The organism is Streptomyces sp. NPDC028910 (genome assembly GCF_055564955.1).
Genome location: NZ_JBVHVF010000028.1, coordinates 85,547 through 99,893 on the forward strand (window position 1 = coordinate 85,547; position 14,347 = coordinate 99,893).

At 72.8% G+C, this 14,347-nt stretch carries 11 protein-coding genes; 8 read left to right on the top strand and 3 right to left on the bottom strand.

From position 1 onward, the window contains the following. Positions 1 to 6: 6 nt before the first annotated feature. Both ACZ4TV_RS27820 and ACZ4TV_RS27825 read right to left on the bottom strand, forming a co-directional pair. Positions 7 to 1,533, bottom strand: coding sequence for an APC family permease (locus tag ACZ4TV_RS27820; RefSeq protein ID WP_468137751.1), 1,527 nt, complete (start codon positions 1,531 to 1,533; stop codon positions 7 to 9). A gap of 50 nt (positions 1,534 to 1,583) precedes the next feature. Continuing rightward, positions 1,584 to 2,177: a histidine phosphatase family protein gene (locus ACZ4TV_RS27825; RefSeq protein WP_468137752.1), complete on the bottom strand. Its 594-nt coding sequence runs from the start codon at positions 2,175 to 2,177 to the stop codon at positions 1,584 to 1,586. A 117-nt stretch (positions 2,178 to 2,294) separates the two neighbouring features. Between ACZ4TV_RS27825 and ACZ4TV_RS27830 the strand changes: the two genes are divergently transcribed. The 4 genes from ACZ4TV_RS27830 to ACZ4TV_RS27845 all read left to right on the top strand — a co-directional run bounded on the left by ACZ4TV_RS27830 (position 2,295) and on the right by ACZ4TV_RS27845 (position 4,991). After that, positions 2,295 to 2,780: an Lrp/AsnC family transcriptional regulator gene (locus tag ACZ4TV_RS27830; RefSeq protein WP_468137753.1), complete on the top strand. Its 486-nt coding sequence runs from the start codon at positions 2,295 to 2,297 to the stop codon at positions 2,778 to 2,780. Positions 2,781 to 2,834: 54 nt separating this feature from the next. After that, positions 2,835 to 3,515, top strand: a complete 681-nt coding sequence (locus ACZ4TV_RS27835) for an HAD family hydrolase (protein ID WP_468137754.1) — start codon at positions 2,835 to 2,837, stop codon at positions 3,513 to 3,515. A gap of 68 nt (positions 3,516 to 3,583) precedes the next feature. Next, complete coding sequence (locus ACZ4TV_RS27840; protein WP_468137755.1) at positions 3,584 to 3,877, top strand: cytochrome P450; 294 nt, start codon at positions 3,584 to 3,586, stop codon at positions 3,875 to 3,877. A 37-nt stretch (positions 3,878 to 3,914) separates the two neighbouring features. Continuing rightward, positions 3,915 to 4,991, top strand: coding sequence for an FAD-dependent oxidoreductase (locus ACZ4TV_RS27845; RefSeq protein WP_468137756.1), 1,077 nt, complete (start codon positions 3,915 to 3,917; stop codon positions 4,989 to 4,991). A 33-nt stretch (positions 4,992 to 5,024) separates the two neighbouring features. Here ACZ4TV_RS27845 and ACZ4TV_RS27850 read toward each other — a convergent pair whose 3' ends face one another. Then, positions 5,025 to 6,887: an ABC transporter ATP-binding protein gene (locus ACZ4TV_RS27850; protein WP_468137757.1), complete on the bottom strand. Its 1,863-nt coding sequence runs from the start codon at positions 6,885 to 6,887 to the stop codon at positions 5,025 to 5,027. A gap of 94 nt (positions 6,888 to 6,981) precedes the next feature. Here ACZ4TV_RS27850 and ACZ4TV_RS27855 point away from each other — a divergent pair, with 94 nt between their 5' ends. From ACZ4TV_RS27855 to ACZ4TV_RS27870, 4 genes are all read left to right on the top strand, one after another. Beyond that, a complete protein-coding gene (locus tag ACZ4TV_RS27855; RefSeq protein WP_468137758.1) occupies positions 6,982 to 7,482 on the top strand; it encodes a MarR family winged helix-turn-helix transcriptional regulator in 501 nt (166 codons plus the stop codon). Between the two features lie 47 nt (positions 7,483 to 7,529). Further along, positions 7,530 to 10,478, top strand: coding sequence for an FAD-binding and (Fe-S)-binding domain-containing protein (locus tag ACZ4TV_RS27860; protein WP_468137759.1), 2,949 nt, complete (start codon positions 7,530 to 7,532; stop codon positions 10,476 to 10,478). Between the two features lie 159 nt (positions 10,479 to 10,637). After that, positions 10,638 to 12,473, top strand: a complete 1,836-nt coding sequence (locus ACZ4TV_RS27865; RefSeq protein WP_468137760.1) for an ABC transporter transmembrane domain-containing protein — start codon at positions 10,638 to 10,640, stop codon at positions 12,471 to 12,473. Then, complete coding sequence (locus ACZ4TV_RS27870) at positions 12,470 to 14,251, top strand: ABC transporter ATP-binding protein (protein ID WP_468137761.1); 1,782 nt, start codon at positions 12,470 to 12,472, stop codon at positions 14,249 to 14,251. Before ACZ4TV_RS27865 ends, ACZ4TV_RS27870 begins: the two co-directional genes overlap by 4 nt. Positions 14,252 to 14,347 lie beyond the last annotated feature (96 nt).

The following is a 14,347-nucleotide window of genomic DNA, read 5'->3' on the forward strand; positions in this document are numbered from 1 at the left end:
GACTCCTCAGCGCTTCCTGGCGTGGACGAGTGCCGGGTCGGCCACGCCGCGCCGTTCCTGCCAGAACCTGCGGTCCCGTACCCGCCAGACGCACATGACGAGCAGCCCGACGACGGCGATCGCGATGCCGATGACCAGCGGCGGGCCGAGCCCGAACCAGGAGACGCCGCTGGCCGAGTTCTCCGGGTTCGACATGTCGCCGATCGACTCCACCAGCAGCCAGGTCAGCAGGCCGGCGCCGAGCACCGGGCCGACTCCGATGAGCAGCAGGTTGTGCGCGTTCTCCAGCAGGTGGCGGCGGTAGTAGACGGCGCAGGCGAGCCCGGTGAGCGCGTAGTAGAAGGCGATGAGCAGGGAGAGGGCGGTGAGCGAGTCCAGGAGTGCGTTCTCGCTGATCTGATTGACGACGAGGTACCAGCCGATGGCGATGCCGGCCACCCACCACGTGCTCACGTCCGGCGTGCGGAACCGCGGGTGGATGTGCGCGAGCGGCGGCGGCAGCGCGTACCGGCGGGCCATGGACAAGGCGGTGCGGGAGGCGGGGATGATCGTGGTCTGGGTGGAGGCGAGCGCGGAGGTGCAGACGGCGGCGAGCACCACCCAGTCCCAGCCGCCCATGACCTCGTGGGCGAGTACGGCGAAGAGGGCCTCCTCCTCGGCCGCGTTCTCGGCGAGGAAGGCGGTGCCGGAGTAGCCGACGACCGCGAAGCCCACGGACAGGTAGGTCACCAGGAGGACCACCGTCGACCAGATTCCGGCCTTGCCGGGCGCCGTGGCGGAGTGCTCGACCTCTTCGGTGAGGTTGACCGCGGACTCCCAGCCCCAGTAGATGAACACGCCGAGCAGCAGGCCGCCGGTGAGGGCGGCGCCGCCGGCCCCGAAGGGGTTGAGCCAGCTGATGGACGGTTCCAGCGAGTCGAGGGTGCTGGTGCCGGCGTAGATCCGGTAGATGGCGACCACCGCGAAGGTCAGGAGGAAGAAGACCTGGGCGAGGATGAGGATGTCCTGGAGGTGGGCCGACAGCTCGGTGCCGATGACGCAAATGGCGGTCATGACGAGGATCACGAGGACGGCCAGGGACTGCCGTACGACGTCGTTGGCGGCCCAGCTTTCGAGGCCCGCCGCCAGCAGGCCGAAGTGGACGGCGACGTCGGCCAGTGAACCGATGACGAGCACTCCGGTCATCGCGATGGCCCAGCCGCCGAACCAGCCCGCCCAGGGGCCCATGGCCCGGGTGACCCACGAGAAGGTGGTCCCGCAGTCCTGGTCGACCTTGTTGAGGTAGTAGAAGGCGGCGGCGATGAGGACCATCGGTACGAAGGACGCCAGCATGACGCCCGGCGCGTAGATCCCGACGAGGGCCACGATCGGCCCGATGACGGCGGCCAGGGAGTAGGCCGGCGAGGTGGAGTTCAGGCCGATGACGAGCGCGTCGAGGAACCCGATCGCGTTGGCCTTGAGCCCCGCCTCCTCGGTCCCCGTCCCGGGGCCGTCACCCGCCGCGCCGTCACCCGCCGCACCGTCCTGGCTCATGTACGCATGGTCACGCACGCGGCAGCGCCGCGCGAGGTGGAGCCACCCGGTCAGGGTCGGGTGTTCCAGCCCGCGACCACCGGGAGGCCGTGCTCCGTGGAGAGCACGCTGACGGTGCCGGTGGCCAGCAGGAACAGCCGGCCGTCCGCGGGCTCCAGGCCCAGGTAGCGGGCGGTGAGGACGCGCAGGAAGTGACCGTGGGCGACGAGCACCACGTTGCCGCGGTCGGCGCGGAGCACGGGGGCGGCCCGGGCCAGGACGCGGTCCGCGCGGGCGCCCACCTCGGCGGCGCTCTCGCCGGGGTGGGCCGGGTCGCCGTGCGGGACGCCGTGGGTCCACAGGGACCAGTCCGGCGTGGTCCGCAGGATCTCCGCGGTGGTGACGCCCTCGTAACCGCCGTAGTCCCACTCGTACAGGTCTGGGTCCGTGCCCGCGCCCTTGAGCCCCGCGAGTTCGGCCGTGGTGACGGCCCGGCGCAGCGGGCTGGTCAGTACCAGGGCCGGGTGCCGGTCTTGGAAGAACGGGGCCAGTGAGATGGCCTCTTCGACCCCGCGCGCGGTCAGCGGCACGTCGGTGCGTCCGGTGTGCCGCCCGTCGGCGCTCCAGGAGGTCTCGCCGTGCCTCACCAGCAACAGGTCACTCACCCTTCGGACCCTATGCCTTCCGGCAGGTCGGCGCCGTGGGTACCGGGCCTTCCGGCTGCCGCACCGCACGCCGCATGCCGCATGCCGGGCGAACTGGGCCATTGGTACAGTCGCGGCATGGCGGTGGACGAGCTCGACACCAGAATCCTGCGCCTGCTGATCGAGCAGCCGCGCACCAGCGTCCGCGAATACGCCCGGATCCTCGGCGTCGCGCGCGGCACGCTGCAGGCCCGGCTGGACCGGCTGGAGCGCACCGGTGTGATCACCGGGACCGGGCCGGTGCTCTCCCCCGCCGCGCTGGGGCACCCGGTGCTGGCCTTCGTGCACATCGAGGTCACCCAGGGGCACCTGGACGACGTGGGTGACGCGCTGGCCGCCGTACCGGAGATCATCGAGGCCTTTTCGATCACCGGCGGCGGTGACCTGCTGACCCGTGTGGCGGCCCGGGACAACGCTCACCTGGAGGACGTGATCCAGCGGCTGATCCAGCTGCCGGGCGTGGTCCGCACCCGTACGGAGGTGGCCCTGCGCGAGCGGGTCCCGCACCGGCTGCTGCCGCTGGTCGAGTCCGTGGGGAGGAATGCCGGCGCGCGCAAGGGCTGACAGGATGGCCGGGACCAGGCATGCGCGGCCGGGCGGACGGAACGGGCACAGCGGATGATTTCCGTCATCTTCGATCTCGACGGCACCCTCGTGGACAGCGAGCCGAACTACTACGAGTCCGGGCGCCGCACCCTGGAGCGGCACGGGGTTCCCGATTTCACGTGGGAGCAGCACTCCCGTTTCATCGGCATAGGCACGCTGGAGACACTGGGGATCCTCAAGGACCGGTACGGGATCCGGGCGCCGGTCGCCCAGCTGCTCGCCGAGCAGAACGCCGCCTACCTGGAGCTGGCCCGTACCCGCACCGAGGTCTTCCCGCAGATGCGCGTGTTCGTCGAGCGGCTGTACGCCGGGGGCGTGCCGATGGCGGTGGCCTCCGGCTCCTCGCGCGAGGCGATCGACGCCGTACTGGCGGGCACCGGCCTGGACGCGCTGCTGACCACGGTGGTCTCCGCCGAGGAGGTCGCGCACGGCAAGCCCGCTCCGGACGTCTTCCTGGAGGCGGCCCGCCGGCTGGGCGCCGAGCCCGCCGACTGCGTGGTCGTCGAGGACGCGACGCCGGGGGCCCTGGCCGCCCGCGCCGCGGGCATGGACTGCGTGGCGATCCCGTACGCGACGGACATCGCCGGCGACCCGGCCTTCGCGTCCGCCGGGCTCCTCTTCCCGGGCGGACAGGCGGAGTTCAGCGCGGAGGCGGCGCACGGCTGGCTGACGGCGCGCAGCCGGACCGCCTGACGGACGGTCTGCCGGGCGGCCCATCGGACGGCCCACCGGTTCGGTCGGCGGACCGGTCGGCCTGGTCGATGCACCGGGACGAGCGGTGGTTCCCGGACCCGGAGGCCTTCCGCCCCGAGCGGTGGGACGCGGACGCCCCGCATCCGGTGCCCGAACACGCCTGGTTCCCCTTCGGCGGCGGCCCGCGGGCCTGTCTGGGGGCCCGGTTCGCGCTGGTGGAGGCCGCGCTCGTGCTGGCCGTACTGGGACAGCGGTTCCACCTCGACAGCGGGAGCGGGCGAGCCGAGGTGTTCCCCGGGCTCACACTGCAGCCCGTCGGGCCGGTCCTGGCGACGCTCCGCCGGGCGGCCTCGTCGTCGTAGCGGGAAGATCCCGCTACGACGACGAGTTAGTAGAACCGTGAACAATGCGACGCGGGACGTGGACGTGGTGGTCATCGGCGCCGGGCAGGCAGGCCTGTCCAGCGCGTACCACCTGGCGCGGGCGGGGCTCGACCACGTGGTCCTGGACCACGCCCCCCGCCCGGGCGGGGCCTGGCAGTTCCGCTGGCCCTCGCTCACCTACGGCAGGGTCCACGGGATGCACGCCCTGCCCGGCATGGAGCTGACGGGCGCCGACCCGCTGCGGCCGTCGTCCGAGGTGATCGGGGAGTACTTCACCGCGTACGAGGACCGCTTCGACCTGCGCGTACGGCGCCCCGTCGACGTGTCGGCCGTACGGGAGGGGGACGCCGGACGGCTGCGCGTGGAGACCTCGGACGGCATCTGGTCGGCCCGCGCCCTGATCAACGCCACCGGGACCTGGGACCGGCCGTTCTGGCCGCGCTATCCGGGCCAGGAGACCTTCCGCGGCCGCCAGCTGCACACCGCGAACTATCCGGGACCGCAGGAGTTCGCCGGGGCGCGGGTGATCGTCGTGGGCGGTGGCACCTCGGCGGTGCAGCACCTGCTGGAGATCGCCGAGGTGGCGGCGGAGACCACCTGGGTGACGCGGCGGCCGCCGGTCTTCCGCGACGGGGATTTCGGCGAGGCCGAGGGCCGGGCCGCGGTGGCGCTGGTGGACGAGCGGGTGCGCCGGGGACTGCCCCCGCAGAGCGTGGTCAGCGTGACGGGACTCCCGCTCAACGAGGCGGTCCGGGCCGGTCTCGCCTCGGGAGTACTGGACCGTCGGCCCCTCTTCGACCGCATCACCGGCACGGGCGCCGTCTGGGCGGACGGGGACCGCGTCGAGGCGGACGTCATCCTGTGGGCCACCGGGTTCCGCGCGGCGGTCGATCACCTGGCCCCGCTGCGCCTGCGCGAGGCGGGCGGAGGCATCCGGGTCGAGGGGACCCGGGCCGTGCGCGACGAGCGGATCCATCTGGTCGGCTACGGCCCGTCGGCGTCGACCATCGGCGCGAACCGCGCGGGCGGCGCCGCGGTCCGCGAGATCCGCCGACTGCTGACCCGCGAACGGGCCGCGGCCGCCGTGGCATGATCTTCTGCCCTTCGCTCCGGCTTTCGGTTACGGTCACACATTCACCGGAGCCAGCTGGACGCCCTCGGGCGGCTCCGGCGACAGCACGGCGTCCCGGTCCCGGCGGACCAGGGCCGCGTACCGGCCGTCCGCTTCCAGCAGTTCCTCGTGGGTCCCACGCTCGGCGATGCGGCCCGCGTCCAGGACCACGATCTGGTCGGCATCGCGGACGGTGGAGAGGCGGTGCGCGATGGTGATGGTGGTGCGGCCGGCGGAGAGGTTGTCGATGGCCTGCTGGACGGCATGCTCGGTACGGGTGTCGAGGGCGCTGGTGGCCTCGTCGAGGATCAGCACCGGCGGGTCCCGCAGGATGGTGCGGGCGATGGCCAGGCGCTGCTTCTCGCCTCCCGAGAACCGGTAACCGCGCTCGCCGACCAAGGTGTCGTACCCGTCGGGCAGGGACGCGATGTGGTCGTGGATCTGGGCCGCGCGGGCCGCCTCGGTGATCTCCTCGTCGGTGGCGTCCGGCTTGGCGAAGCGCAGGTTGTCCGCGACCGAGGCGTGGAACAGGTAGGTCTCCTGGGAGACGACGCCTATGGAACGGGCCAGCGAGTCGAAGTCGAGGTCGCGCACGTCCACCCCGTCGAGGGCGACCCGTCCGCCGGTCACGTCGTAGAGCCGGGGCACCAGATAGCTGAGGGTGCTCTTGCCGGAGCCCGTCGGGCCGACCACGGCGAGGGAGCCGCCGGCCGGGACCGTGATGTCGATCCCCGAGAGGGTCGGACCGCTCTTGGCGTCGTACGTGAAATGCACGTCCTCCAGCGTGACCTCACCCTTGGCGCGGTCCAGCCGCACCGCGTCCGCGCGCTCGGTGATGTCCACCGGCAGGTCGAGGTACTCGAAGATGCGGGCGAACAGCGCGAGCGAGGTCTGTATCTGCACACCCGTCGACAGCAGGCTCACGGCGGGCCGGAAGAGGCCCTGCTGGAGGGTGACGAAGGCGACGAGGGTGCCGACGGAGAGCGAGGGGGCTCCCGTCTGGAGGGCTATGCCGGCGGCCCAGTAGATGAGCGCGGGCATCGCCGCCATGACGATGCCGATGGTGGACATCCGCCAGCGCCCGGCCATGCTGGAACGCACTTCGAGGCCGACGAGCTTCTCCGACTCCGCGGCGAAGGCCGAGGTGAGGGACTCGGAGCGGCCCATGGTGCGGCCCAGCAGGATGCCGCTCACCGACAGCGACTCGGTGACCGTCGCGGCCATGGCGGCCATCTGCTTCTGACGCTTCGTGGTGATCTTCTTGCGCTCGCGGCCGACCCGCCGGCTGATCCACACGAAGACGGGCAGCAGGAGCAGCGAGACGAGGGTGAGCCGCCAGTCGAGCACGAGCATGGCGACGACGGAGGCTATGACGGCCGTCAGGTTCGAGACGAGCGAGGTCGCGGTGGAGGTGACGGTGGCCTGCATACCGCCGATGTCATTGGCGATGCGGGACTGCACCTCGCCGGTGCGGGTCCGGGTGAAGAAGGCCAGCGGCATCCGCTGGAGCTGGGCGTAGACGGCGGTGCGCAGGTCGTGCATGACGCGCTGGCCGACCGTGGTGGAGATCAGGGTCTGGAGCACACCGAAGACGCTCGTGACGACGGCGGTGAGGATCATGCCGAGGGCGAGCAGGCTGAGCAGGCCGGTGCGGCCCTGCGGGATCGCGACGTCGAGGATCTCCTTGAGCAGGAACGGCGAGGCGACGCCGACCAGTGAGGAGGCGCCGACGAGCAGACCGACGACGGCGAGCCTGCCGCGGTAGGGCCGGAAGAGCCCCACGATGCGGCGCAGCTCCCGCGGCTGCTCCGCCGGGGCGGGCCGGCCGGGGTCTAGAGGATCCTTCGACGGGGTCCACTTCGGTTCGTCGTGAGGCATGGGCACCCTCTCGGGGTCAGGAGGTCGATGCCATGGGAGCATAGGTCATTGTTACCTATACTCACAATGAACGGGGTCCTGATATCGTTCCCGCATGAGCTCCACCTCGACCTCCGCCTCCGCCTCGGCATCCGGCTCGGACACCGCTTCGGCCTCCGACACCGATCGCCTCCTCGCCGAACAGCTCCTGCGCCTGACGCGCAGGCTCCACCGGATCCAGAAGCGCCACATGGTGCCGCTCGGGATCACTCCCGCCCAGAGTCGGCTGCTGCGCCTCGTCTCGCACTACGAGGGCGAGCAGCCACCCCGGATGGCGGATCTCGCCACCCGCCTGGAGGTCGTGCCCCGTGCGGTGACCACCCTCGTGGACGGCCTGGAGGCGGCCGGGTGCGTGCGGCGAGCGCCCGATCCCGCGAACCGCCGGGTCATCAGGATCGAGCTCACCGACACCGGTCGCGCCACGTTGCGCCGTCTGCGCAACGCGCGAACCGACGCGGCAGAGGAGATCCTGGCTCCGTTGACCGCAGGCCAGCGCGAAGTGCTCGGCGGCCTGCTGAACGCGCTGTCGGACGCCCCGGCGGAGCGCAGCTGCTGAGTGGAAGGCCGCGCCTGCGCGGGCCGCGATGAGGCGAGGGGTCGCACATGCCGCTGCTGGAACCGAAGCCCGGGGCCCTGCGCCCGCGCAGCATCAGCGGCCCCGCCCCCGACCGGGTCCCCGGGCACCGGGCCTCCGGCACCCCGGAGCCGCTGCGCACGGAGCTGACCGAGCTGCTGGGCGCCGACAAGGTGCTGTGGAAGGTCTCCGACCTGGTCCGCTACGCCTCCGACGCCTCCCCTTACCGCTTCGTCCCCCAGGTCGTGGTGATCGCCGAGGACATCGACGACGTCTCCGCGGTCCTCTCCTACGCCCACGGCCGCCAGCGCGAGGTCGTCTTCCGCGCCGCCGGGACCTCGCTCAACGGGCAGGCCCAGGGCGAGGACATCCTGGTCGACGTACGCCGCCACTGGGCCGGGATCAAGGTGCTGGACGAGGGCCGGCGGGCCCGGATCCGGCCCGGCACCACCGTGCTGCGGGCCAATGCCGCTCTCGCCCGCCACGGCCGGATCCTCGGCCCCGACCCGGCCAGCGCCATCGCCTGCACCCTCGGCGGGGTCGTGGCCAACAACTCCTCCGGCATGACCGCGGGCACCACGAGGAACTCGTACCGCACGCTCTCCTCCCTCACCTTCGTCCTGCCCGGCGGCACCGTCGTGGACACGGCCGACCCGCTCGCCGACGAGGAGCTGGCGCGCGCCGAACCTGCCCTGTGCCACGGCCTGATGGAGATCAAGAAGGAGATCGAGGCCGATCCCGCCCTGGTCGCCCGGATCCGCGCCAAGTACGAGATCAAGAACACCACCGGCTACCGCCTCGACGCCTACCTGGACGGCAACACCCCCGTCGAGATCCTGCGGGGGCTGATGGTCGGCTCGGAGGGCACCCTCGGCTTCATCTCCGAGGTCGTCTTCGACACCCTTCCGCTGGACCGCGAACTCTGCTCCGCCCTGCTGTTCTTCCCCTCGCTGCCCGCCGCGGCCGCGGCCGTGCCCCTCTTCAACGAGGCGGGCGCGATCGCCGTCGAGCTGATGGACGGCAACACCCTGCGGGCCTCGGTCAGCGTCGCGGGGGTGCCCGCCGACTGGGCGGACCTGCCCCGGGAGACCACCGCACTGCTCGTGGAGTTCCGGGCTCCGGACGCGGCGGGCCGGGAGGCCTGCGCGCGCCGTGCCACGGAGGTCCTGGCCGGGCTCGACCTGGTCGCCCCGGTGGCCTCGGTCACCAATGCCTTCACCAGCGACCCCCGGGCCGTCAACGGCTACTGGAAGGCCCGCAAGGCCTTCGTCACCGCCGTCGGCGGAGCCCGCGCCCCCGGCACCACACTGATCACCGAGGACTTCGCCGTACCGCCGTCCCGGCTGGCAGAAGCCTGCGAGGCGCTCCTCGAACTCCAGGCGGAGCACGGCTTCGACGCGGCCGTCGCCGGTCACGCGGCCCACGGCAACCTGCACTTCCTGCTCGCCTTCGACGCCGCCGCCCCGGCCGACGTCGAGCGGTACGGGGCCTTCATGGAAGCCTTCTGCCGGCTCACCGTGGAGCGGTTCGACGGCTCCCTGAAGGCCGAGCACTCCACCGGCCGCAACATGGCCCCCTTCCTGGAACTGGAGTGGGGCCCCCGGGCCACCGAGCTGATGTGGCGCACCAAGCGGGTCGTCGACCCGGACGGGGTGCTCGCCCCGCGCGTCCTCCTCGACCGCGACCCGCAGGCCCACCTGCGCGGCCTGAAGACGATTCCGCAGGTGGAGGCGGTGGCCGACCCCTGCATCGAATGCGGCTTCTGCGAACCGACCTGCCCCAGTGAGGACCTGACGACCACTCCGCGCCAGCGGATCGTGCTGCGCCGCGAGATGGTGCGCCAGCAGCCCGGCTCCCCCGTGCTGGACGGACTGCTCGCTTCCTACGGTTACGACGCGGTGGACACCTGCGCGGGCGACTCCACCTGCAAGCTCGCCTGCCCGGTCGGCATCGACACCGGGGCGCTGATGAAGGACTTCCGCCACCGCCGGCACAGCGCGCGCGAGGAGGCCACGGCCGCGCTGGCCGCGCGGCGGTTCCGGACCGTCGAGGCCGCCGCCCGGCTGGCCGTGGCCGCCGCCGACCAGCTGGGCGCGCGGCTGGCCGGCCGGATCGGGGACCGGCTGCTCGAGGCGGTCACGGGGGCCGCGCGCAAGGCCGTACGACCGGACCTGGTTCCGCAGTGGCTGCCGCAGATCCCCGGCGCCGCCGCGCGGAAGCTGCCCGTGACGCGGCGGGTGGGCGCCGCGGCGGTGTACTACCCGGCCTGCGTCAACCGGATCTTCGGCGGCCCGGCGGGCCGGCCCGGCCCCTCCCTGCCGGAAGCCGTAGTGGCCGTGTCGGAGCGGGCCGGGAAGCCTGTCTGGATCCCGCGCGACGTGAACGGCACCTGCTGCGCCACGATCTGGCACTCCAAGGGCTACGACGCCGGAACCCGGGTGATGGCGAACCGGATCGTCGAGGCGGCCTGGAGCTGGACGGCCGGCGGGCGGCTGCCGCTGGTCGTGGACGCCTCCTCCTGCACCCTGGGCATCGCGCACGAGGTGGTCCCGTACCTGACGGAGGCCAACCGGGCGCTGCACGCGCAGTTGCGCATCGTCGACTCGATCGTGTGGGCCGCGGAAGAGCTGCTGGCGCACCTGGAGATCCGGCGTACGGTGGGCTCGGCCGTGCTCCACCCCACCTGCTCGATGCGGCACTTGGGCGACGAGGCGCAGCTGCGGGCGGTCGCGGAGGCGTGCGCCGAGGAGGTGGTGGTCCCGGACGACGCGGGCTGCTGCGCCTTCGCGGGCGACCGGGGCATGCTGCACCCGGAGCTGACGGCCTCGGCGACGGCGCGCGAGGCCGCGGAGGTGACGGCGCGGCCCTTCGACGCGCATCTGTCGGCGAACCGGATGTGCGAGGTGGGCATGGACCGGGCGACGGGGCGAAGCTACTCTTCGGCTCTGCTCGAACTGGAGCGCGCCAGCCGCCCCTGAGCGCCGGTGTGCGCGCCCCCGTGACCAGGCATTACATCGTCACCCGGGGCCGCAAACCTCTTCGCTGCAGTACTCGGCCGACGGAAAATCGATTGCCCGGCGCCGGTCCGGAAGGCGAACCTTGCACGGTTTGAACCACTCGACCAGTCATGGGGCGTCATGCAGATCAGCGATCTTCCGTATCCGGATCCGGGGGTACCCGACGCTCGGTCAGGCCCCCGGTTCCTCCTGTGGCTCGGGCGTGGTCAACTCGGCGGACAGCTCAAGAGCCTGTGCTGGGGGTTGCTGCACTTCTCCGGCATCGCCGGGCTGCCGTACGCCGTGGGCCTGGGCGTCGACGCGGTCGTCGACCGCGACCCGGACCGGCTGCTGCTCGTCGGCGGACTGCTGGTACTGATCGGCGTCGCCATCTCGGTCGGTGACACCATGCTCCACCGCACGGCCGTCACCAACTGGATCACCGCCGCCGCTCGCGTGCAGCAGTTGCTCGCGCGCAAGACGGCCGAACTGGGCTCCGCCCTGACCCGGCGGGTCGCCGCGGGTGAGGTGGTCGCGGTGTCCACGGGCGACGTGGAGAAGATCGGCTGGTTCGTCGAGGCGGTCTCCCGCTTCCTCGCGGCCGTCTTCGCCATCGTCCTCGTCTGTGTCGGCCTGCTGTTCTACGCACCCGAGCTGGGCGTGGTCGTGGCCATCGGCGTGCCTCTGATCGCCGTGGCCTCGCTGCCGCTGCTGCCGCGCGCCACCCGACGCGCCGACATCCAGCGGGAGAAGGCGGGCAAGGCCACCGAGCTGGCCTCCGACACCGTGGCGGGCCTGCGCGTCCTGCGCGGCATCGGCGGTGAGGAGCTCTTCCTCGGCCGCTACCGCGAGGCCTCCCAGGAGGTCCGCAAGGCTGCCGTCCGCAGCGCCCGGATGTGGGCGCTGATCTCCGCGATCCAGGTGCTGCTCCCGGGCGCGCTGCTGATCACGGTGGTCTGGTACGGCGCCACGCTCGTCGTGGACGGGCGCATCGCGGTGGGCGAACTCGTCGCGGCCTTCAGCGCGGTGGCGACGCTGCTCTACCCGCTGCGGCACTTCGAGGAGATCGCCATGGCGTACTCCTTCTCGCGTCCCTCCGCCCAGCGGACCGCCCGGGTGCTGTCGCTGACCCGGACGGACGCCGACGAGCGGCCCGCGCGGGCCGGGGCACCGCAGGCACCTGCCGCGGGAGGCGACCTGTACGACCCGCAGACCGGGCTGCTGGCCCCCGCGGGCCGGTTCACGGCCGTCGTGTGCGGGGACCCGGACCTGGCGGGCCGGCTCGCGGAACGCCTCGGCGGCCACCCCATGGACGGGGACGCGGAGACCGGCGGGCCGTCGGTGCTCCTCGGCGGCGTCGCGCTGGACGAACTCGCACTGGACACCGCGCGCACACTGGTCCTCGTACAGGACAAGGATCCGGTGCTGCTGTCCGGAACGCTGCGGGAGCTGTTCGACGTACCGGCTTCCGGAGCGGTCGAGTCCGCGGCCGCTCTGGGCGCGGCCCAGTGCGCCGACGTCCTGGACGCGCTGCTGCAGTCGGCGCCGGACGGGGTCGAGGACCCGATGGACGCCCGGATCACCGAGCGCGGCCGGTCACTGTCCGGCGGGCAGCGCCAGCGCCTGGCGCTGGCGCGGTCCCTGGTCACCGACCCGGAGGTGCTGGTGCTCGACGAGCCGACCTCCGCGGTCGACTCGCACACCGAAGCGCGCATCGCGGAGGCGGTCGCGGCCCTGCGCGCCGGGCGCACCACGGTAGTACTGGCCTCCTCGCCGCTGCTGCTGGACCGCGCGGACCGGGTCGTACTCATCGACGAGGGCACGGTGGCCGCGGTGGGTACCCACCGCGAGTTGCTGCACCGCGAGCCGCTGTACCGGGCGGTGGTCACCCGCGAGACGGACGAGGAACAGCGGCTGGCCGGGCTCGAACTGACAGAGCTGGAAGAAGCACTCACAGAGATCGAGGAATCCGCATGATCGGCGTGGCGCCGCCGGAGTACGATCCGGCGGCCCCCGAGTCGGCCGCGACCCTGCCCGTGGGCACGTCGGCGACCGTACGGGGCTATGTGCGCGGCTTGTTCCGGCGCCATCGGCGTGCCTTCGTGGTGCTGGTGAGCGTCAACGCGGTCGCGGTGATCTCCTCCATGGTCGGCCCGTACCTGCTCGGCCGGATCGTGGACGATCTGGCGTCGGGGGCGCGCGAGCTCCATCTGGGGCGCGCTGCGCTGCTGTTCGCGCTGGCGCTGGCCGTCCAGACGTTCTTCGTCCGGCTGGTCCGGCTGCGCGGGGCGATGCTGGGCGAGGAGACGCTGGCCGATCTGCGCGAGGACTTCCTCGTGCGGTCGGTGGGACTGCCTCCGGGCGTGCTGGAGCGGGCCGGTACCGGTGACCTGCTGTCGCGGATCACCACGGACATCGACCGGCTGGCCAACGCCATGCGTGAGGCAGTGCCGCAGCTGGCCATCGGCGTGGTGTGGGCGGGGCTGCTGTTCGGGGCGATCGCGGTGACCGCGCCGCCGCTGGCGCTGGCCGTGCTCGTGGCGCTGCCGGTGCTGGTGATCGGCTGCCGCTGGTACTTCCGGCGGGCGCCGTCGGCGTACCGCTCGGAGGCGGCCGGCTACGCGGCGGTCGCGGCCGTGCTCACCGAGACGGTGGACGCGGGCCGCACGGTCGAGGCGCACCGCCTCGGGCCGGAGCGGATCGCGCTGTCGGAGCGGCGGATCAAGCAGTGGACGGCGTGGGAGCGGTACACGCTGTTCCTGCGGACGGTCCTCTTCCCCGTCATCAACGTCACGTTCATGACGATCCTCGGCTCGGTGCTGATGATCGGCGGCTACTGCGTGCTGCGCGGATGGATGTCGGTCGGGCAGCTGACCACGGGCGTGCTGCTGGCGCAGATGCTGGTCGACCCGATCGGTCTGATCCTGCGCTGGTACGACGAACTGCAGATCGCCCAGGTCTCGCTGGGCCGCCTGGTGGGCGTACGGGAGATCGAACCGGGCGCGGGGGACGCGAAGGTGACTCCCGACGGCCGGGACGTCCGGGCGCACGAGGTCCACTTCGGCTACCGGGAGGGTGTGGACGTCCTGCACCAGGTGTCGATGTCCGTGCCGCCTGGCACCCGGATGGCGCTGGTCGGGCCCTCGGGGGCGGGCAAGTCCACCCTGGGCCGGCTGCTGGCGGGCATCTACGCGCCCCGGACCGGCGAGGTCACCCTCGGCGGGGCGCGGCTGTCGCGGATGCAGGCGGAGCGGGTGCGCGAGCACGTGGCACTGGTCAACCAGGAGCACCACGTGTTCGTGGGCTCGCTGCGGGACAACCTCCGCCTCGCGCGGACGGGCGCCGGGGACACGGAGTTGTGGGCGGCGTTGGCCGCGGTGGACGCGGACGGCTGGGCGCGGGCCATGGAGGCCGGTCTGGACACGGAGGTCGGTTCCGGCGGCACGGCGCTGACCCCGGCGCAGGCGCAGCAGATCGCGCTGGCCCGGCTGGTGCTGGCGGACCCGCACACGCTGGTGCTGGACGAGGCGACCTCGTTGCTGGACCCGCGGGCGGCTCGGCACTTGGAGCGTTCGCTGGCCCGGGTGCTGGACGGGCGTACGGTCATCGCCATCGCCCACCGGCTGCACACCGCGCACGACGCGGACGTGATCGCGGTGGTCGAGGGCGGCCGGATCAGCGAGCTCGGCTCGCACCACGAGCTGGTCGCCGCCGACGGCGCGTACGCGGCGCTGTGGCGGTCCTGGCACGGCTGACCCCGGGGGGGGGGGGGGGGGGGGGGGGGGGGGGGGGGGGGGGGGGGGGGGGGGGGGGGGGGGGGGGGGGGGGGGGGGGGGGGGGGGGGGGGGGGG

What these genes read in the sequence shown, in the direction of transcription:
- ACZ4TV_RS27840 (WP_468137755.1), top strand. Translation starts at nt 3,584, where the DNA reads ATGCACCGGGACGAGCGGTGGTTCCCGGACCCGGAGGCCTTCCGCCCC.
- ACZ4TV_RS27870 (WP_468137761.1), top strand. Translation starts at nt 12,470, where the DNA reads ATGATCGGCGTGGCGCCGCCGGAGTACGATCCGGCGGCCCCCGAGTCG.
- ACZ4TV_RS27850 (WP_468137757.1), bottom strand. Translation starts at nt 6,887, where the DNA reads ATGCCTCACGACGAACCGAAGTGGACCCCGTCGAAGGATCCTCTAGAC.
- ACZ4TV_RS27820 (WP_468137751.1), bottom strand. Translation starts at nt 1,533, where the DNA reads ATGAGCCAGGACGGTGCGGCGGGTGACGGCGCGGCGGGTGACGGCCCC.
- ACZ4TV_RS27830 (WP_468137753.1), top strand. Translation starts at nt 2,295, where the DNA reads ATGGCGGTGGACGAGCTCGACACCAGAATCCTGCGCCTGCTGATCGAG.
- ACZ4TV_RS27860 (WP_468137759.1), top strand. Translation starts at nt 7,530, where the DNA reads ATGCCGCTGCTGGAACCGAAGCCCGGGGCCCTGCGCCCGCGCAGCATC.
- ACZ4TV_RS27855 (WP_468137758.1), top strand. Translation starts at nt 6,982, where the DNA reads ATGAGCTCCACCTCGACCTCCGCCTCCGCCTCGGCATCCGGCTCGGAC.
- ACZ4TV_RS27835 (WP_468137754.1), top strand. Translation starts at nt 2,835, where the DNA reads ATGATTTCCGTCATCTTCGATCTCGACGGCACCCTCGTGGACAGCGAG.
- ACZ4TV_RS27865 (WP_468137760.1), top strand. Translation starts at nt 10,638, where the DNA reads ATGCAGATCAGCGATCTTCCGTATCCGGATCCGGGGGTACCCGACGCT.